General features: G+C 60.8%; 13 protein-coding genes. 10 read left to right on the top strand and 3 right to left on the bottom strand.

Going from position 1 to position 19145, the window contains the following annotated elements; all coding sequences use genetic code 11:
• Window positions 1-5: 5 nt before the first annotated feature.
• The 10 genes from gabT (at window position 6) to CYD26_RS00105 (ending at window position 14731) form a co-directional block, all read left to right on the top strand.
• Window positions 6-1286 (top strand): 4-aminobutyrate--2-oxoglutarate transaminase, encoded by a 1281-nt coding sequence (gene gabT / locus CYD26_RS00150; protein WP_065761892.1) that lies wholly within the window; start codon window positions 6-8, stop codon window positions 1284-1286.
• 115 nt (window positions 1287-1401) lie between these two features.
• Window positions 1402-2814 carry a GABA permease gene (gabP, locus tag CYD26_RS00145; protein WP_102051487.1) on the top strand — a complete coding sequence of 471 codons (1413 nt, stop codon included), beginning with the start codon at window positions 1402-1404 and terminating at the stop codon, window positions 2812-2814.
• Window positions 2815-2848: 34 nt separating this feature from the next.
• Entirely contained in the window at window positions 2849-4225 is a 1377-nt protein-coding gene (locus CYD26_RS00140) for an aspartate aminotransferase family protein (RefSeq protein WP_102051486.1), read from the top strand.
• A gap of 806 nt (window positions 4226-5031) precedes the next feature.
• The gene (locus tag CYD26_RS00135; RefSeq protein WP_102051485.1) at window positions 5032-6393 is read left to right on the top strand and encodes a cytosine permease; all 1362 of its coding nucleotides are present in this window, start codon (window positions 5032-5034) and stop codon (window positions 6391-6393) included.
• A gap of 121 nt (window positions 6394-6514) precedes the next feature.
• Window positions 6515-7693, top strand: coding sequence for a hypothetical protein (locus CYD26_RS00130; RefSeq protein ID WP_102051484.1), 1179 nt, complete (start codon window positions 6515-6517; stop codon window positions 7691-7693).
• 146 nt (window positions 7694-7839) lie between these two features.
• Complete coding sequence (locus CYD26_RS00125; RefSeq protein WP_102051483.1) at window positions 7840-9585, top strand: hydantoinase B/oxoprolinase family protein; 1746 nt, start codon at window positions 7840-7842, stop codon at window positions 9583-9585.
• Window positions 9586-9619: 34 nt separating this feature from the next.
• Complete coding sequence (locus tag CYD26_RS00120) at window positions 9620-11710, top strand: hydantoinase/oxoprolinase family protein (protein ID WP_102051482.1); 2091 nt, start codon at window positions 9620-9622, stop codon at window positions 11708-11710.
• 95 nt (window positions 11711-11805) lie between these two features.
• Complete coding sequence (locus CYD26_RS00115) at window positions 11806-12771, top strand: helix-turn-helix domain-containing protein (protein WP_102051481.1); 966 nt, start codon at window positions 11806-11808, stop codon at window positions 12769-12771.
• A gap of 281 nt (window positions 12772-13052) precedes the next feature.
• The gene (locus tag CYD26_RS00110) at window positions 13053-13802 is read left to right on the top strand and encodes an electron transfer flavoprotein subunit beta/FixA family protein (protein ID WP_102051480.1); all 750 of its coding nucleotides are present in this window, start codon (window positions 13053-13055) and stop codon (window positions 13800-13802) included.
• Window positions 13802-14731, top strand: coding sequence for an electron transfer flavoprotein subunit alpha/FixB family protein (locus CYD26_RS00105; protein ID WP_102051479.1), 930 nt, complete (start codon window positions 13802-13804; stop codon window positions 14729-14731). Before CYD26_RS00110 ends, CYD26_RS00105 begins: the two co-directional genes overlap by 1 nt.
• 433 nt (window positions 14732-15164) lie before the next feature.
• Here CYD26_RS00105 and CYD26_RS00100 read toward each other — a convergent pair whose 3' ends face one another.
• From CYD26_RS00100 to CYD26_RS00090, 3 genes are all read right to left on the bottom strand, one after another.
• Complete coding sequence (locus CYD26_RS00100; protein ID WP_099775128.1) at window positions 15165-16205, bottom strand: Rieske 2Fe-2S domain-containing protein; 1041 nt, start codon at window positions 16203-16205, stop codon at window positions 15165-15167.
• Window positions 16206-16421: 216 nt separating this feature from the next.
• Entirely contained in the window at window positions 16422-17834 is a 1413-nt protein-coding gene (locus tag CYD26_RS00095; protein ID WP_256587911.1) for a DUF1329 domain-containing protein, read from the bottom strand.
• Window positions 17835-17935: 101 nt separating this feature from the next.
• On the bottom strand, window positions 17936-19144 hold the full coding sequence (locus CYD26_RS00090) for a LuxR C-terminal-related transcriptional regulator (RefSeq protein WP_102051478.1): 1209 nt from the start codon (window positions 19142-19144) through the stop codon (window positions 17936-17938).
• Between the last annotated feature and the right edge of the window lies 1 nt (window position 19145).

Below are 19145 nucleotides of genomic sequence, written 5' to 3'. Positions count from 1 at the left end.
TAATAATGAGCGACACCAACCAATCGCTGCAGCAACGTCGTCTGGACGCCATCCCACGTGGCGTCGGGCAGATCCACCAGATCTTCGCCGAGCGCGCAGAAAACGCTACTGTCTGGGATGTCGAAGGCCGTGAGTACCTCGACTTCGCAGGCGGCATTGCCGTGCTGAACACCGGCCACCTGCACCCAAAAGTCATGGCTGCCGTGCAAGCACAGCAAGCCAAACTGACCCACACCTGCTTCCACGTGTTCGCCTACAAGCCTTACGTCGAACTGTGCGAGAAACTCAACACGCTGGTACCAGGCAACTTCGCGAAGAAGACCCTGCTGGTCACCACCGGTGCTGAAGCCGTCGAAAACGCCATCAAGATCGCCCGTGCTGCCACCGGCCGTACTGGTGTCATCGCCTTCACCGGCGCCTACCATGGTCGTACCCACTACACCCTGTCGCTGACCGGCAAGGTAGTGCCCTACTCTGCTGGCATGGGCCTGATGCCAGGCGGCATCTTCCGTGCCCAGTACCCGAATGAACTGCACGGTATCTCTACCGACGAGGCCATCGCCAGCATCGAGCGCATCTTCAAGAACGATGCCCAGCCGAGCGATATCGCCGCGATCATTCTGGAGCCGGTACAGGGTGAAGGCGGTTTCAACGTCGCGCCAAAAGCTTTCATGCAGCGCCTGCGCGCCCTGTGCGACGAGCACGGGATCGTCCTGATCGCTGACGAAGTACAAACCGGCGCCGGTCGTACCGGTACCTTCTTCGCCATGGAACAGATGGGCGTCGCCGCCGATCTGACCACCTTCGCCAAATCCATCGCCGGTGGTTTCCCACTGGCGGGCGTGGCGGGCAAGGCCGAAATCATGGACGCCGTTGCCCCGGGTGGCCTGGGCGGCACCTATGCCGGCAGCCCTGTGTCCTGTGCTGCGGCCCTGGCCGTCATCGAAGCCTTCGAGCAAGAGCACCTGCTGGATCGTGCCAAGGCGGTGGGCGAGATCCTCGGCACCGGCCTGCGCAAGATCGCTGAGCAGCATTCCAGCATTCTTGAAGTGCGGACCCTCGGCGCCATGGTTGCCGTGGAGCTGTGTGAAGGTGGTGACGTACACAAGCCGGCCGCTGAACTGACCGGCAAAATCGTTGCCCTCGCTCGCGAGAAAGGTCTGATCCTGCTGTCGTGCGGTACTTACTACAACGTCCTGCGCATCCTCGTACCTCTGACCGTCAGCGACGAGGACCTTGCTCGCGGTCTGACGATCATCGGTGAGTGCTTCAACGAACTGGCGTAAGACCTCCACTTGTCGTTGCCCACGTGAACACGAGACAGCAGGGTGGCCGCACTACGCGTGCAGCGGCCGCCCTGCGTTCACGCGGGCAACGACATCGCGTTAAAAAGGTAAGACCATGAACAACAAACATAAAAACAACTTGAGTCACGGGCTTAAATCCCGTCATGTCACCATGCTCTCGATTGCCGGGGTGATTGGCGCCGGGCTGTTCGTCGGCTCCGGACGTGCGATTGCCGAAGCCGGCCCAGGGGCTGTTCTGGCCTATGTCTTTGCCGGCATTCTGGTCATGCTGGTGATGCGCATGCTCGCCGAAATGGCCGTTGCGTCGCCGGATACCGGTTCGTTTTCCACCTATGCAGACCGCGCCATCGGCAAATGGGCGGGGTTCAGCATCGGCTGGTTGTACTGGTGGTTCTGGGTACTGATCATTCCGATCGAAGCCAACATCGCCGCCACCATCATCAACACCTGGGTGCCCGAGTGGGATATCTGGGTACTGTCCCTGATCATCACCCTGGTGCTGACCGCGACCAACCTGGCCAGCGTGAAGAACTATGGCGAATTCGAGTTCTGGCTCGCGTTGGTCAAGGTACTCGCCATCGTCGGTTTCATCGCACTGGGCGCCTGCGCCATTTTCGGGCTGCTGCCCGATGCCCCGGTCAGCGGCGTTTCGCGCCTGTGGGACAATGGCGGCTTCATGCCTAACGGCTTCGGCGCAGTCATCAGTGCCATGCTGATCACCATGTTCTCGTTCCTTGGCGCCGAGGTGGTGACCATTGCGGCCGCCGAATCCGACGCGGCCGAGAAGCAGATCTCCCGGGCCACCAATTCGGTGATCTGGCGGATTACGCTGTTCTACATCCTGTCGATTTTCATCGTCGTAGCCCTGGTACCCTGGAACGATCCGCGCCTGGCCTCCCAAGGCTCCTACGTGACCGTACTGGAAATCCTGGGTGTTCCGCACGCCAAGCTGCTGATCGACGTGGTCGTACTGACCTCGGTGACCAGCTGCCTGAACTCCTCGCTGTACACCGCCTCGCGCATGCTCTTCTCCCTGAGCAAACGGGGTGAAGCACCAGCCTGCGCCCGTTACACCAACAGCATCGGCACACCGATCTATGCCGTGTTGCTGTCTACCGGCGCGGCGTTCCTGACGGTCATCGCCAACTACCTGGTGCCTTCCAAGGTATTCGGCTTCCTGATGGCAAGCTCCGGCACCATTGCCCTGCTGGTCTATCTGGTCATCGCCATCTCGCAACTGCGTATGCGCAAGAAGCTGATCGCCGAAGGCAAGACGCTCAACTACCGCATGTGGCTTTTCCCGTGGCTGACCTGGGGCGTGATCCTGTTCATCAGCGCCGTGCTCATCGTGATGCTGTTCCGTCCCGATCATCAGCTTGAAGTCATCTCCACCGGCGTATTGAGCCTGTTGGTGGTCTGTTCGGGCTTGTTGGTCAGCCGTCGCCATGCCAAAGCCAAGGCCTTGGCTACCGCACAAAGTGGCATCCCTGTCGCGCTGGGGCGCTGACAGGTCCATTTACCTATTTGATGAGTGTTGACGAATGAGCAAGCAAACACTGTCGTTGGCTGAAAAAGATGTCCAGCATCAACTGCACCCCTACACCGATGCCCGCATGCACGAAGAGCTTGGCCCGCTGATCATTGAGCGCGGCGAAGGCATCTATGTGTATGACGACCAGGGTAAGCAATACATTGAGGCCATGTCCGGCCTGTGGAGCGCTGCCCTGGGGTTCAATAACGAACGCCTGATCAAGGCCGCCGAGCAGCAATTGCGCACGCTGCCGTTCTACCACCTGTTCAGCCACAAGGCCCATGCCCCCAGCATCGAGCTGGCGGACAAGCTGATCGAAATGGCGCCGGTCCCGATGAGCAAGGTGTTCTTCACCAACTCGGGCTCCGAAGCCAACGATACCGTGGTCAAGCTGATCTGGTACCGCAACAACGCCATTGGCAAGCCGGCCAAGAAGAAATTCATCAGCCGCCTCAACGGCTACCACGGCATCACCATCGTCAGCGCCAGCCTGACCGGCTTACCGGCCAACCAGCGCGGCTTTGACGTGCCGTTGCCGGGCTTCTTCCACGTCGGCGCACCACATCATTACCGCCATGCGCTGCCAGGCGAAACCGAAGAACAGTTTGCCGACCGTCTCGCCGCCGAGCTGGAAAGCCTGATCCTGCGTGAAGGTCCGGAAACCGTCGCCGCCTTCTATGGCGAGCCCTTGATGGGGGCCGGTGGCGTCATTGTGCCGCCACGCACCTACTGGGAAAAAATCCAGGCGGTCTGCCGCAAATATGACGTACTGGTCGTCGCCGACGAAGTGATCTGCGGGTTCGGCCGTACCGGCAACCTGTTCGGCAGCCAGACCTTCGGTATCAAACCAGACGTGATGGTGTTGTCCAAACAGCTGTCTTCGTCATACCAGCCGATCTCGGCGATCCTGATCAACGATGCGCTGTACCAGGGCATTGCTGACCAAAGCCATTCGCTGGGCACCCTTGGCCATGGTTTCACCGCCAGTGGCCATCCGGTTGCGGCGGCGGTTGCGCTGGAAAACGTGAAGATCATCGAAGAACAGAACCTGGTCGAGCATGCTGCGGCCATGGGCGCGATTCTTCATGAGGGTCTGAGCCAATTCGCCGACCACCCACGGGTGGGCGAAATTCGTGGCCGTGGCCTGATTGCAGCGGTCGAACTGGTTGCCGACCGCGAGCTCAAGACCCCGTTCGAGGTCACCGGCAAACTGGGACGCTTCCTGGCCGGTCGCGCCCAGGCGCACGGTATGATTACCCGTAACATGGGTGATGCGATTGCCTTCTGCCCGCCGTTGATTTCCAGCGAAGCGGAGATCCGCCTGATCGTCGAGCGCTTTGCCCGTTCGCTTGACGAGACCGAGCACTGGTTCAACGCCAGCCGCTAAGTCACCGTCATACGCCAGGAAGGCACGTGAACGACAAGCCCCCGCTTTTTAGCGGGGGTTTGTTTTTCCAGGCTGAATCCCACAGCGATCCCCACAGAACACTGCTTTTCCTGTAGGAGCGGGACTTGCCCGCGATGACTTCAGCGCGGTGTCAGCACGTCCGCGGCGTCTGCATCACGGGCAAGCCCGGCTCCTACAGGTTACGCGGGCTCTGTTGGAGCAGGCTGGCCTGCGATGGCCTCGGCGCGGTGTCAGTGAGTGCGCGGCGTCTGCATCGCGGGCAAGCCCGGCTCCTACAGGTTACGCGGGCTCTGTTGGAGCTGGCTTGCCTGCGATGGCCTCGGCGCGGTGTCAGTGAGTGCGCGGCGCCTGCATCGCGGGCAAGCCCGGCTCCTACAGGTTGCGCGGGTTCTGTTGGAGCTGGCTTGCCTGCGATGGCGTCGGTGGGGTGTCAGTGGGTTCGCGGCGTTTGTATCGCGGGCAAGCCCGGCTCCTACAGGTTGCGCGGGCTCTGTTGGAGCAGGCTTGCCTGCGATGGCCTCGGCGCGGTGTCAGTGAGTGCGCGGCGTCTGCATCGCGGGCAAGCCCGGCTCCTACAGCTGGCGCGGGCTCTGTTGGAGCTGGCTTGCCTGCGATGGTGTCGGTGGGGTGTCAGCGAGTACGCGGCGCCTGCATCGTTGGCAAGCCAATGCTCCACAGGTTCTCAATGCGCTGACCTGCAAAAGACAGTGCAGCCAAGCACAATTATTCAGCGGATGAGCCTTTTTATAATCGCGACTCTTCATACAACAATAAAGAGAAGAGCCATGGCCACACCCATCCCCAAACAGGTCGACAGTACCGACTGCACCGCCTTTGCCGTTCCAGACACGCACCGCCTCAGTAAACTATCGCTAACGATGGCCTGGTGGGGCATCTGCAGCGCAATGTTCTGGCTAGTGGTCTCGGCCACGCTGGCCATGACCTTCGGCACTGAGCAGGCCATTATCGGCCTGGTGCTGTCGGTCATCGCCTACGCCGCTATCAACACCGTCATCTCCCGCTATGCAATGAAAACCGGGCTTTCGGTAGCGCTTTTCTCCCGGGTGTTGTTCGGGCGAACCGGTGCAACCCTTGCCACACTGATCTTCTTCGCCACGGCCACCTACTACAGCGTCTTTGAAGGTTCGGTCATTGCCATCGCCATTCATGACTACGTGTCGTCAATGTCGTTGAATCAGGCCTACCTGTTGGTTGTGCTGTACAGCGTGCCGTTGATCTTCGGCAGCGTGCAAAACTGGATGGACAAGCTCAACGGGGTGCTGTTGCCGTTTTACCTGGTGGGCCTGGTTGCGTTGGTGATCATGACCATCGCCGAATACGGCTACAGCTCGGCGTGGTTGCACATGGGGCCGGCAAGCGGCCCGGTGGAAAACGGCTGGTGGCAGTGTTTCAGCTACTTCATGGGCGTGTGGATCCTGATGATGTACACCTGGGACTATGCCCGGTTCGGCCGTAAACAGGACGTGTCGTTCCACAGCCGATTCAACTTCGGCCTGCCGTTCTACACCTTTACCTTTCTCATCAACGGCCTGGTGGGAATTTTCATTGCCGGGACGATTCCCACGCCAGGAGGGCTGACAGAAGTTTCGGTCGTGAAGGCGATCGTCGAGCTGATGGGTGTGTGGGGCCTGATTTTCGTCTGGGTAAGCCAAACACGCATCAACTCGGCAAACTTCTTCCTGGCAGCGACCAACATGCAAGCCTTCTTTGGCCGCCTGGGCTTGGCCAGGGTGCCTTACATCGCGTGGGCAGTCGCAGTCGGGGCATTGGTCTACGCACTGATGCGCTTGAACGTGTTCGACTACATCCTGCAGGCGTTGGCTTACCAGAGCATCTTTGTCGTGGCCTGGGTGGCGATTGCACTGGCGCATATTTTCTCGCCCAAGTACCACCAACTGTTCGACGGCAAGATCGAGTATGAACTGGAACGTGTCAGCGCGATAAACCCTTGCGGTCTTGGCGCCTGGTTCTTCGCCGCCGGGCTGGGGATTCTCCTGCTCAACTCGGGCAGCGCCACGCTCGCCACTTTTTCTGCCCCGGTGACGTTCATCAGTGCCTTTGCTGCCTATTGGCTGTTGCTCAACAGTGCCAAACGCAGTTGGTTCGTGCGACCGCACTGTTCCTGACAACCACTTCACACCGCCCCTTTTCAGCACCTGAAAGCGCTTTACCTCCCCGAGCCGCGGGATGACTGCGGTTCGGCTTTTTTACGCGCCTAAAACAACAATAAGACCCAAGGACATACACATGCGTTCAGTGAACTATCGCACGGTGACGGCTGCAGTTTTTGCACAACTACTGACCCTGTACGGCGCTCCCGCGTTTGCCGTGGCCATCAACGAAAACCTGGATATTGGCGGCGCCATCCGTGCGCGTGTTGACTACGACCCGGATCAAGACCTGGAAAAAATCAGCTTCGATACGTTTTTCCTGACCGCCACCTACACCTCCAGCAGTTGGATAGGTGCCGCGAAATACCGCTTCTACGGAGATGCCTACCCCTTTTCCTACACAGACAGCATCGGCGACATCTCTTTTCCCGAGTACGCCTGGCTAGGCTACAAATTCAACGATTCGCAACAGGTACAGGTCGGCCTGAACCACATTCCGTTTGGCTTGCAGCCCTACTTCGGCAGCCCCTTCTTTGAATCGCTGGGCAATGTGATCGGGTTGGAGGACATTCAGGACCTGGGCATCAAGTACATCCAGAACACCCCGGACTGGAACCTGCAGGCCGGTTATTACCTGCGCCCGATTGATCAGGGCCAGGGCACCAGCCGCGGTGGACGTACCTATTCGACCAGCGTCGCCAAGGCCGACACCTATGTGGCAGACGGCAGCAGCAACCAGGAGCGCAATATTGTCGTCGGACGCCTGGCCCGTAACCTGAAGCTCGGCAACTGGCAGTCGGAGGTCGGCGCATCGGCGCTTACTTCGGAACTGGAGAACCGCGACACCCATGACAGCGGTCGACGTAACGCCGTGGCCGTGCATTACATGGGCAAGAATGGCCCTTGGGGCGTTCAACTGCAGGCCACACGCCAGGACATGACGCCGAGAAATCCCGGTAACGACAAGTACGTCACGTTCGGCAGCTATGACGCGACGTTCAACGTTGCGGCCAAGGGCGACCTGTATGTGACCGACCTCAGCTATGACATCGCCGGGAAATACGGTTGGTTGTCAGGCATCAAGCTGTACGGCAACTACAGCCTCTTCGACAAGCGCGACAGTGCGTTCCATGACTCCCAGCGTTTCATTCTCGGCACGTCGTTCTCACTCAAGGACCTCTGGATAGCCGTGGAGTGGCTGCACGGCAAGAACGACCCGTACATCGGTGGCAGCAGCTTCACCCAGAGCCTGGGCGCGGGTGGCAGCAATCAATGGGAGAACCAGCTTTACACCAACATCGGGTACTACTTCTGACCCCGCGCGACAGTACCAGTGCCCTCAGTATCAAAAAACAGTGCACGCGGCGACAAGCCTGCCGCCTCGAGGTACGCGTAGCTTTGTGTCGTGGGTCAGGCATCCGTCCTGCCCCACCCAGATAACAACAAGATTCTTGGTGACCCATGAGTACAGTAGATCCGATCACCCTGGCCGTCGTGCGAGGCGCACTCGAAACCGCGCAGCGGGAAATGACCCTGACGCTGGAAAAAACCGGCCGTTCGAGTGTTTTCAACCTGGCACACGACTATTCCAACGCCCTCTTCGACCACCTGCCGGAAATGATCCTGCAAGGCCAGGACATCCCCATACACCTGGGGTCGCTGATCCCCGCGATGAAGTGCGTTGCCGGCTTCTTTGGCGATGACATCCTTGAAGGCGACGTGATCTATCACAACGACCCTGCCTACAACGGCAGTCATATTCTCGACTGCTGCATGTACAAGCCGGTTTTTTACAAAGGGGAACTGGTGTTCTGGACGGTCTGCAAAGGCCACCTGACCGACATCGGTGGCCCGGTACCGGCCGGTTACAACCCGGACGCCAAGGAAATCTACGCCGAAGGCCTGCGTATTCCGCCAGTGAAGCTGTGGTCCAGAGGCCAGCGCCGCGAAGACGTCATCAACCTGTTGCTGACCAACATGCGCGCCCGGGCTTACCAGGAAGGTGATCTGAATGCTCAATACGGTGCTTGCAGTGTCGGCGAGCGGCACTTGATCGAGCTGCTTGACCGCTATGGCGTGGAACAGGTTCGCGCCTGCATCGCCGAGTTGAAAGACATGGCTGACCGCCATATGCGTGCCTTGCTGCGTGACGTTCCTGACGGTATCTACAGCGGTACGGCGGTGCTTGAAGACTCAGGCCATGGCCTGGGCCAACTGTCGATCACCGCCCAGGTGGAGATTCGCGGTGACGAAGCCCACGTGCTGATCGAAAGCCCGCCACAGGTGCCCTACTTCATCAACTCCTATGCCGGCAACTCGGTCTCCGGGGTGTACCTGGGGCTGATGATGTTTGCCCAGGTGCCACCGCCTTACAACGAAGGGCTCTACCGCTGCGTCAGCGTCGACCTCGGGCCACCAGGCACCCTGTGCAACGCGCAGGAACCCGCACCGCACGTCAACAGCACCACCACGCCCATGGAAACCCTCGCCGACGCCGTGCGCCAGGCGCTTGAGCAAGCCGCACCGGAGCGGGTCACCGCCTCCTGGGGCCACGCCAGCGGCATCAACATTGCCGGTCACGATCCGCGTAACGGCAACGACGAATACGTGACCATGGTGCTGGCCTCGATCATTTCCGGCGCGGGTGCGAACAAGGAAATGGATGGCTGGCCGGCCTGTGGTCCGCTGTGCTGCTTCGGTGCACTGATGTCCGGTGATATCGAGCTGCTGGAGTACTCCTACCCGGTGTTGATCCACCGCTACAGCCTGATGACCGACAGCGGTGGCGCCGGGGAATTCAGAGGCGGCTCGGGCACACGCATCGAGATCGAGCCACTGAACCATGCCATGACCGTGGTGGGGTTTGGTGAAGGTCGGCAACTGCCAACGGCGGGCGCTGCGGGTGCGACCAACGTCCTGCTCGAACCCAAGCTTGGCCGCCTGATCCACCGCAAGGTCGACGGCGAGGAAGCCCACTTTACCTACAACGCACTGCTGACTGCCCAACCGGGCGAGCGGGTCATCAACGTCAATCCAGGGGGTGGTGGCTACGGCAACCCCATGCGCCGGCCTGTCGCCACGGTATTGAACGACGTGCTGAACGGCCTGGTGTCGCCTGAAGGCGCCCGCCTGGAATACGGGGTGGTGCTCGACAGCAACGGCAACCTCGACGAAGCCGCGACACACGCCATGCGCGCCGCACACTGATTGATGCCCCTTGAGCAATGCAGAGACTTTTACCATGACTAAGCAGCAATATCGCCTGGGCATCGACGCCGGCGGCACCTTCACCGACTTCATCCTCGCTGACCGCAGTGGCAACGTTCAGTTGTTCAAAGCGCCTTCGACGCCACAGGACGGCACCCTCGCCATCCGCAATGGCCTGGCGCAAATCGCCGACGCCATCGGCCGCACACCGGCGCAGATCATTGCCGACTGCGACCTGTGCATCAACGGCACCACAGTGGCCCTCAATGCCCTGATCGAGAAAACCGGCGTCAAGGTCGGCCTGCTGTGCACCGAAGGCCATGAAGACAGCCTGGAAATCCGCCTGGGCCACAAAGAGGATGGCCACCGCTACGATGCCAGCTACCCACCGGCGCACATGCTGGTACCGCGTCATCTGCGCCGCCCTGTTGGTGGCCGCATCCTCAGCGACGGCAGCGAGTACAGCCCGCTTGACGAGGACGCCATCCGGGAAGCCATCGACTACTTCCGCGAGCAGGACGTCAAGGCCGTGGCCATCTCGTTCGTCTGGTCGGTGCGCAACCCCAGCCATGAACAACGCGCCGCAGCCATGGTCCGTGACGCCCTGCCCGGCGTGTTCGTGTGCACCGGCAACGAGGTGTTCCCTCAGATTCGCGAGTACACCCGTACCTCGACCACCGTGGTCAACGCTTACCTGAGCCCGGTCATGGGCCGTTACATCGAACGGATCGATGCGCTGTTCGAAGAACTCGGTGCGCAACAACCCACCCGGTACTTCCAGTCCAATGGTGGCCTGGCGCCGGGTGTCGTGATGCGCGAGCGCGCGGTCAATGCGATCAACTCAGGCCCGGCGTCCGCCCCACAAGCCGGGCTGTGCGTGGCCGCGCCGTTCGGCATCGACAACGTGATCACCGTGGACATGGGCGGCACCTCGTTCGATATCACGCTGAGCAAGTCCGGGCGAACCAACTTCAGCAAAGACACCGACTTCCTGCGTTACCGTATTGGCGTACCGATGATCCAGGTCGAAACGCTGGGCGCTGGCGGCGGCTCGATTGCCTACCTGGACGACTTTGGCATGTTGCAGGTTGGCCCGCGCAGTGCCGGCGCCACCCCTGGCCCGGTCTGTTATGGCAAAGGTGGCGTCGAACCCACCGTCACCGACGCCAACCTGGCGCTCGGCTACCTGGCCGACGGTGCGCTGCTGGGCGGCAGCATTCGCCTGAACCGGCAAGCGGCGATTGATGCCATTCGCAACAAGATCGCTGAACCGCTGGGCATCAGCGTCGAGCGTGCGGCCATCGGTATCATTACCCTGGTCAACCTGAACATGGTCAGCGGCATCCGCCGGGTATCGGTCGAACGCGGCTACGACCCCCGCGACTTTGCCCTGATCGGCGCGGGTGGCGCAGCGGGCATGCACGTCATGCGCCTGGCCGAGGAAATCGGCAGCAAGGTGGTACTGATCCCTAAAGTCGCCTCCGGCCTGTGCGCGTTCGGGCAGATCCTCTCGGACATCCGTTACGATCAGTTGAGCACCCTGCCCATGCGCCTGGACGACGACCTGGTCGACCTGCCACTGCTCAACCAAACCCTGCGCGCCCTGCGCGAACGCGGCCTTAACAACCTGCGCGATGATGGTTTCAGTGCGGGCAACGCGGTCGAATGCCTGTACAACCTGGAAATCCGCTACCTGGGCCAGGTCCACGAATGCAGCGTCGAACTGGACTGCGATCAGCTGGATCATGAGCGCCTTCAAGCCTTGCGCACGGCGTTCCATGAGCGACACAAGGCACTCTTCTCCTACAGCGAGCCGGACAGCCCGGCAGAGCTGGTCAACCTGGAGTGCTCGGTGATCGCCCGCCTGCAGCGCCCACCAATGCCGGAACTGCCCGTGCAGGCCAACCTCGATCCGGCCAGCCCGATCGCTCACCGGGCCATGCTCTTCGACGCGCAAGACGCCTGGCAGGAAACCCCCGTGTACAACGGTGATCGACTGCTGGCCGGGCACACGGTTCAAGGCCCCTGCGTGATCGAGGAAGCGACCACCAACATCGTCGTGCCACCAGGCTGGCAAGCCACACTGGCGCCTTCGGCTACCTACCGGCTGACGCCCAGTGATTGACCTTAGCTAAGCATTGGCAAATTATGGCAAAGCAACGGTGCCGGGGGCTTACCCCCGGCACCGTCCTCACAATAAAAAAGACACGAGGATCGGCCATGGCAATCACACTCAGCAGCCGCTATTGGCCCGACAACGAACGCCAGGCACGTTGGGCCGCGGCGATCGGCAGTACCTATTTCCCGCTGTCACTGAATTTCGATCCCGGCGCACGTTTCAGTGGCAACCTGCAAGTGTGGGAAACCCAAAGCACCGCGTTGACCCTGTCACGGCTGCGCTCCACCCAAATGGGCTACTCGCGCAGCAAGGCCCAGGTCAGTGAGGACCGCGAGGCGTGCTACCTGGTCACGGTACCGCGCCGCAGCGAGGTGCACTTCGAGCAGGATGGCCGCGTACTGCACTGCCAGCCTGGCGGGTTTATCTTTGAGCGCGGTGATGCGCCCTACCGCTTTCACTATGCCAGCGACAACGACCTGTGGGTGTTCAAGCTTCCCGAACGCGCCCTGCATGGCCAACTGCGCGGCGCCGAGCGCTATACCCGCCTGTGCTTTGATGCCAAGCGCGGGCTGGGTCGAATCTTCGTCGACCAACTGGCAATGTGCGCGGCACGCTTCGATGAATGCGACGATACCGCCCGCCATATGCTGCTGGAGCAAGCGCTCTCAACCTTGCTGATGGCGCTACGCGATGACCAGCGGGTACTCAACAGCGAAAGTTCAAGCCTGGCAGCCCTGCATTTGCAGCGTATTGAACACTATGTCGAGCAACAGTTGGGCAACCCGGATCTCGCCCCGCAAATGATCGCTGACGCCTGCAAGCTGTCGGTGCGTTATCTGCACAAACTGTTCACGGCCACCCCCTACAGCCTCAGCGAGTGGATCCGCCTACGGCGTCTTGAAGCGGTGCACAGAGACCTGCATGACCCTTATTGCCACTTGTCCATCGGCGAACTGGCAATGCGCTGGGGCTTCAGTGATCAGGCTCAATTTGCCCGCAGCTTCCGCCAACGCTTCGGTTGCACCGCCAAGGAAGTACGCGCCACCGCCAGCGGGCACCCTCACTGAAAAGGCACTGAAAAAGGCCACGCCGCCGCCTGCTGGCGGCGGCATTGCGCCAGAAAACAAGGCCTGACCTGATCCGAACGGACGATTCGGACACCGCAGGGGCGTCGGTATCGTAAACGGCGCCACGGCAGTACGGCTGCGGCCGTGAAACACACTAACGAACGCCTGCCCGACGCATTTTGTCGGCACCACCCACCGCGATCTGATTCGCGATCCACGCGGGGCGGCCCACTGCTGCCGTCACTGCCCGCTATCACGATGCACCACCTTTGGAGAGCGCTATGAAAGTGCTGGTAAGCGTCAAACGAGTGGTCGATTACAACGTCAAGGTTCGCGTCAAGGCGGACAACTCCGGCGTCGACCTGACTAACGTGAAAATGGCCCTGAACCCCTTCTGCGAGATCGCTGTGGAAGAGGCCGTACGCCTGAAGGAAAAAGGCGTGGCGACCGAGATCGTCGTCGTTACCATCGGTCCGAGCACGGCTCAGGAACAACTGCGTACGGCGCTGGCGCTGGGCGCCGACCGTGCCATCCTGGTCGAGTCCGCTGAAGAGCTCAATTCCCTGGCCGTGGCCAAACTGCTCAAGGCGGTTGTCGACAAGGAGCAGCCACAGCTGGTGATCCTTGGCAAACAGGCCATCGACAGTGACAACAACCAGACCGGCCAGATGCTGGCAGCGTTGAGCGGTTTCGCTCAGGGCACCTTCGCCTCCAAGGTTGACGTGGCAGGCGACAAGCTCAACGTGACCCGTGAAGTCGATGGCGGCCTGCAGACCGTTGCGCTGAACCTGCCAGCCATCGTTACCACCGACCTGCGCCTGAACGAGCCACGCTACGCGTCCTTGCCGAACATCATGAAGGCCAAGAAGAAGCCGCTGGAAACCGTCACCCCGAGCGCCTTGGGCGTATCCACTGTCTCTACCCAACAGATCCTGCGCGTCGACGCTCCAGCTAACCGAAGCGCCGGCATCAAGGTCAAATCGGTGGCTGAACTGGTCGAGAAACTGAAAACTGAAGCGAAGGTGATCTGATGGCTATCCTGGTTATCGCTGAACACGAAAACGGTGCCGTTGCCCCGGCTACCCTGAACACTGTTGACGCTGCTGCGAAAATCGGTGGTGATATTCACGTACTGGTTGCTGGCCAGGGCGTTGGCGCCGCAGCGCAGGCCGCTGCGAACATCGCTGGCGTCAGCAAGGTGCTGGTCGCCGACAACGCTGCCTACGCGCACCAGTTGCCAGAGAACGTTGCGCCGCTGGTTGCCGAGATCGGCAAAGCCTATAGCCACGTGCTGGCACCTGCGACCTCCAACGGCAAGAACATCCTGCCGCGGGTTGCCGCACTGCTGGACGTTGACCAGATCTCCGAGATCATCTCGGTTGAGTCGGCCGACACCTTCAAGCGTCCGATCTACGCAGGCAACGCCATTGCCACCGTGCAGTCGAGCGCTGCGGTCAAGGTCATCACCGTGCGTGCTACCGGCTTTGACGCCGTTGCCGCAGAAGGCGGTTCGGCGGCTGTGGAGGCGGTTGCCGCTGCCCACGACGCGGGCAAGTCGGCGTTTGTCGGTGAAGAGCTGGCCAAGTCCGATCGTCCTGAGCTGACCGCTGCCAAGATCGTCGTTTCCGGCGGCCGCGGCATGCAGAACGGCGACAACTTCAAGCACCTGTATGCGCTGGCCGACAAGCTGGGCGCTGGGGTCGGTGCTTCCCGTGCTGCCGTCGACGCCGGTTTCGTACCCAACGACATGCAAGTCGGCCAGACCGGCAAGATCGTTGCGCCGCAGCTGTACATCGCTGTCGGTATCTCCGGTGCCATCCAGCACCTGGCGGGTATGAAAGATTCCAAGGTGATCGTTGCGATCAACAAGGATGAGGAAGCGCCGATCTTCCAGGTGGCCGACTATGGCCTGGTGGCGGATTTGTTCGAGGCCGTCCCGGAACTGGAAAACCTGCTGTAGGTTCACGCACAAACGCTGTTTACAGACGAAAAAAGGCTCGGAGAACCTTGACTCCGAGCCGAACAGCGCCGGGCCCTGCCCGTGCTGTTTGCATCAGCCAGATGCCGTGCGAACGTTGGCGTTAGCGCACGTTCGGCCAGCCCTGGAAGCTTGGCGTCACCCCAACGCAGGCCGGGGACGTCTTGCAGGCCCAGGGACTGTGCGCTTCCGGTGGCACCGAGACAAGCACGGTGAACACCAGGAAAAGCAGGATCAACAGAGGAACGGAATAGGCTAGAAGGCTTTTTATTTTCATTGTCGGCTTTCTCGTGACCTTTGATTCGGACCTACGTCGTTACAACGTGACGAAGTACAGGTTCACCCTCCCTGGCCGGAGCCCGTCAAACGGCAAGCACGCAGAGTGCCGGCTCGCCGTTCACGGCCCCGTTACAACTCAGCGCTCGTCGACAGTGACGATCTCACGACGCTCGGCCATGCTCGCGGGCACCAGGTCTTCATCGGTGAAGAACTGCTGGTACCACTCGCGCAGCTGGTACACCGGGCCGTCGTTTTCCGCCAGTACCGGCTTGTCGATACGGATCTTGTGCTTCCAGATGTCCACGTCCTGGTAGAACGAGGCGCGGTTACCCATGACATAGGCCTTGGCCACTTCGAGGTTCTGCTCCTCGCTCCAGCCCGGTATCCGCTTGACCATGCACCCAAAGCGCAGCTCAAAGCTGTCCGGGGTGACGGGCACGTGGCTGTTGAGCAGAATGGCATGCACACGAACGTCACCGAACATCGAGCTCAGGTGGGTGAAGTGGGTGGCAGGACCGTAGTAGGCCGACGGCGCGATCAGGTCACCGCCCAGGCGCTCGGAATCGCCATGGAAAATCTGCCGGCCGATATGCCCTTCAAAGACGTTGGCGAAATATTTGGTCGGGGTGCCATGCACAGGCCCGAAGTGCTGGGCGTCCACCAGGTTGTCGACCAACTCGCGCGGGTTGGTTTCGATCAGCATGGTGTCGATGTTCCAGTCGTGAATCCACTCGGGATCGTCCATCTCGGCCAGGTGCGGGATGATCACGCCGTCTTTCGGCGGGCGCCCCTCTGGGTTGTTCCAGACGAAAAGCAGGTTGTTCTCCTCGCAGGTCAGCCAACTGCGGGTCTTGGCCTTGGGCGGAATGCGCTTGCAGTAAGGGATTTCGACGCACTTGCCGGTGGTGTCGTACTTCCAATGGTGGAAGGGGCATACCACGGTATCGTTCTCGATGGTGCCCTGGGACAGGTCGGCGCCCATGTGCGGGCAATGGGCGTCAAGAATGCTGATCGCGCCCTCGCTGTTGGCAAACGCCACCAGACGGGTGCCAAAGATATTCAGGGTGTGCAGCTTGCCATCGCGGTAATCGTCGGCCACGCCCAGGCAGTGCCAGCCACGGGCATAACGGTGAGTACGCTGGGCGTTCTCGATCGAGAGTTCAGCGAGTTTCGTCATTGTTGTTGTTCCTCTGTTGGAAACTCTGGGGGAGCAATACCCCCTGAAAAAACAGGGTGAATCCATGGCAGACATCATTGAGCAGCCTGAGCAAGGTGCTCATCCTCCAATTGGACTAGATCAAGCGAGATCGACTCTCAACGCGCCACCCCATGATGGATTCGCCCCTGTCACCACACTGCAGGCGAAGCGCCTGAACGGCGCCCCACTCAAGCACTACTGACCGAAGCGACGTGCGGCCTCCGGGCCAAAGTCGCGCGGGCTGAAGCCTGGCTTGTTCAGTTGATAGCCGTTGCGCTGCTCGTTGATCAGGTTGAAGGCCAGGTAGCTGCCCGCGTTGAGGTCGTGGTAAAGCCCCACACCCGCTTGCTGTGCCTGGCTTTCGTAGGCATAGAAGTAGTTGACCATCGAGGTACGCCACAGCTCGCCACGGTTGTCGTAGTTGTCCGCAAGCATCGGGAACCAGGTGTCTTCATCGATGTACAACTTGCGCTTGCCATACAGATGGCGGTAACCCGGCTTGAGGGTGCCTTCCAGCTCCCACACGCGGTGGCGCTCGTAGCGCATGGCCTGCGGGTTGATGTGGCCTGGGGTGAGCAGGTCGGCATACTTCAGGTTAGAGGCGTGCAGCCGGTAGGCGTTGTAGGGGATGTACATCTCGCGCTTGCCGACGATCTTCCAGTCATAGCGTTGCCCCGAACCGTTGAACAGGCGTACCTCGTCGACGGTGATCGAACCACCACTGCCCGGGAACGACATGTCGAAGCCATACCCCGGCGACTGCCGCACGCGGCGGGTGCCCGGGTCGTAGCGCCAGCTCTGGCGGGGTTCGGTCTTGTCGTTCCAGAATTCGGTGCCGGTGTTGATCTCGCCCTTGTCACGCTGCGGCAGCAAGGTTTCGTTCAAGTAGAACGAAGAGTTGCCAACGGTGTCGCCAATCTTGCCCGGCTCCAGTGCCGGCGCCAGGTTGCGTGAATGCACGCGACCCCAGTTGATGTTGCCGTCCTTGAGCACGTAGGCGTTGTCGGAGGTGTATTCCTCGGTCCAGGCACGCAGGGTGAAGGTCGAGGCGTTCTTCAGCAGTTCCAGGCCACTGCGGGGTACCGGGAACGGCGTACCGCCGGTTTTGCCGACCACACCCTCTCCGTCATCGACCAGGCGGGCAACGCTGGCGTTCTCGCGGGTCGCCTGGCACACCGAGTCGGGGACGCGGAAGTCCCGGTGCGACGGATAGACCGGCATGTTGAAGGTTGCGGGGTAAAGCTTGAACAAGGCTTTCTGCCCGTCGGACAAGTAGTCACTGTATTGCGCCAGGTTGGCTGCGGTGATCACGAACAGCGGTTTTTCGTCCGGGTAAGGGTCAACCGGGTGGTTGCCAGTACCTTTGAAGTCGACATGCGGCGGAACCCCCAGCCACTCGCCACTGTACGGCGGGATGCTGCCGTCGGCGTTACCGCTCTTGTCAGCCCCCAAACAGGTCAGATCCTTGCCCAGGCGTGCCAGATCTTCCGGCGCCGCACTGGCCGTGCCAATCACACTGCACCCCAGCAACAGCGCTAACGTCCACCTATGCGTGACATTGGCAGTCCGCGAAACAGAACAACGAGAGGCCAGATTACTGCCGGTCATTTCTTATTCTCCTTGGTTACCGATAGCGGTCCCTCAGTATCAGCAGCCAATGGAGCCAGGAGCATCGTCCGCACGGACTAACGCATTTTTACAGCGACACGCTAGCCAACGCTTACCGCCACCGGTAACGCGCCCGGCTTACCCAGTGCAACAACGCTGTTGAGCATGATCCGCACCAGTTCGGTCTGGCGCCGTACACCGGTCTTGGAGAAAATCGAGCGCAGGTGCGCCCGTGCCGTATTGCGGCGGATGTTCAGGGTCTCGGAGGCTTCCTCCAACGACAGGCCGTTGGCCAGCTCCAGCGCCAGCGCCGTCTCTGCCGGCGTGAGGTTGTAGAGCTGCGAGGTCACTGCATTGCTGACCAGCGATTTGCTCACGGCATCACGCACATACACCATCACGGTGGGCTTGCCCTTGCCCTCGACCAGTTCCTGTGACGGGATCAGTTCCACCACGACCCCCAGGCTGACCTGTCCGGACGGCCGGGAGATCGACATCGCCTCGGCTCCTTGCAACACATCGCCGCCTTGCCTGGCCCGCAGGAACGCATTGCGCACCAGCCGCAGCAGCTCTCGGTTATCGCTCGGGTAGGTGGCCTCCAGCCGGCCACCGACCACTTTGAGGCCGTCATTACTGTCGAGGATCTCCCGCGCCACCGGGTTCAGTTGCAGTACGTTGCCGCCCTCGTCGAGCACAATCGTCGCCACCGACAAGCGGCTGATGGTCTGCGAGTACAGGCTACCCAGCGACTCGCTGCGGTCCAGCAATGAGTGCATGTGCAAGGCGCGACGCAAATGCGGCAGCAACATCGCGCACATGGCACGTTCGGCGGCCGAAAAACGCGGGTGGTCCTTGGGCCGGTTGATGCGGAAACGCAAGGTGCCGCCATCGGGCATGCCGATGTCGGCGCCTAGCATCTGGTAGCAGTCATAGGGCTCGCAAAACAGCAGGTAGAACGATGAACTGACCCACTCGGCATCGCTCATCAGGTCATCGATGGTGAACACCTGATCCGTGGGCAGATTGTTGAACAACGTGGACTTGGCGTAGTACGCGTAATGGTTGATCCCACCCTCCCCCAGTTCGATATCGCCGGCGACCATCATCGGCGACAGGAACGGCTCATCCATCACCCGCAGGATCAGCGTGACGAAATTGGCCTGGAACAATGTCCGGATCTGCTGCAGCGATTCGGTCATGTGGCGGGTATCCAGGGCCGAATCGTACATATTGCCGATGATCTGTTCGTATTCGGCCAACTCAAGCCCCATTTCCGCCAGGACCTGAGTATTGGGCACGCTAGTTTGCATA

The sequence above is a fragment of the Pseudomonas sp. FFUP_PS_473 genome, from assembly GCF_002858665.1.
Classification (GTDB): Bacteria; Pseudomonadota; Gammaproteobacteria; order Pseudomonadales; family Pseudomonadaceae; genus Aquipseudomonas; species Aquipseudomonas defluvii.
Note: the sequence above shows the minus strand (reverse complement) of the source record. Positions and strands in the feature narration are given on the sequence as shown.

Bases quoted from the DNA above. Each gene is read 5' to 3' on its own strand.
- CYD26_RS00105 (WP_102051479.1), top strand. From the start codon at position 13,802: ATGGCTATCCTGGTTATCGCTGAACACGAAAACGGTGCCGTTGCCCCG.
- CYD26_RS00135 (WP_102051485.1), top strand. From the start codon at position 5,032: ATGGCCACACCCATCCCCAAACAGGTCGACAGTACCGACTGCACCGCC.
- CYD26_RS00095 (WP_256587911.1), bottom strand. From the start codon at position 17,834: ATGACCGGCAGTAATCTGGCCTCTCGTTGTTCTGTTTCGCGGACTGCC.
- CYD26_RS00100 (WP_099775128.1), bottom strand. From the start codon at position 16,205: ATGACGAAACTCGCTGAACTCTCGATCGAGAACGCCCAGCGTACTCAC.
- gabT (WP_065761892.1), top strand. From the start codon at position 6: ATGAGCGACACCAACCAATCGCTGCAGCAACGTCGTCTGGACGCCATC.
- CYD26_RS00115 (WP_102051481.1), top strand. From the start codon at position 11,806: ATGGCAATCACACTCAGCAGCCGCTATTGGCCCGACAACGAACGCCAG.
- CYD26_RS00110 (WP_102051480.1), top strand. From the start codon at position 13,053: ATGAAAGTGCTGGTAAGCGTCAAACGAGTGGTCGATTACAACGTCAAG.
- CYD26_RS00125 (WP_102051483.1), top strand. From the start codon at position 7,840: ATGAGTACAGTAGATCCGATCACCCTGGCCGTCGTGCGAGGCGCACTC.
- gabP (WP_102051487.1), top strand. From the start codon at position 1,402: ATGAACAACAAACATAAAAACAACTTGAGTCACGGGCTTAAATCCCGT.
- CYD26_RS00090 (WP_102051478.1), bottom strand. From the start codon at position 19,144: ATGCAAACTAGCGTGCCCAATACTCAGGTCCTGGCGGAAATGGGGCTT.
- CYD26_RS00140 (WP_102051486.1), top strand. From the start codon at position 2,849: ATGAGCAAGCAAACACTGTCGTTGGCTGAAAAAGATGTCCAGCATCAA.
- CYD26_RS00120 (WP_102051482.1), top strand. From the start codon at position 9,620: ATGACTAAGCAGCAATATCGCCTGGGCATCGACGCCGGCGGCACCTTC.
- CYD26_RS00130 (WP_102051484.1), top strand. From the start codon at position 6,515: ATGCGTTCAGTGAACTATCGCACGGTGACGGCTGCAGTTTTTGCACAA.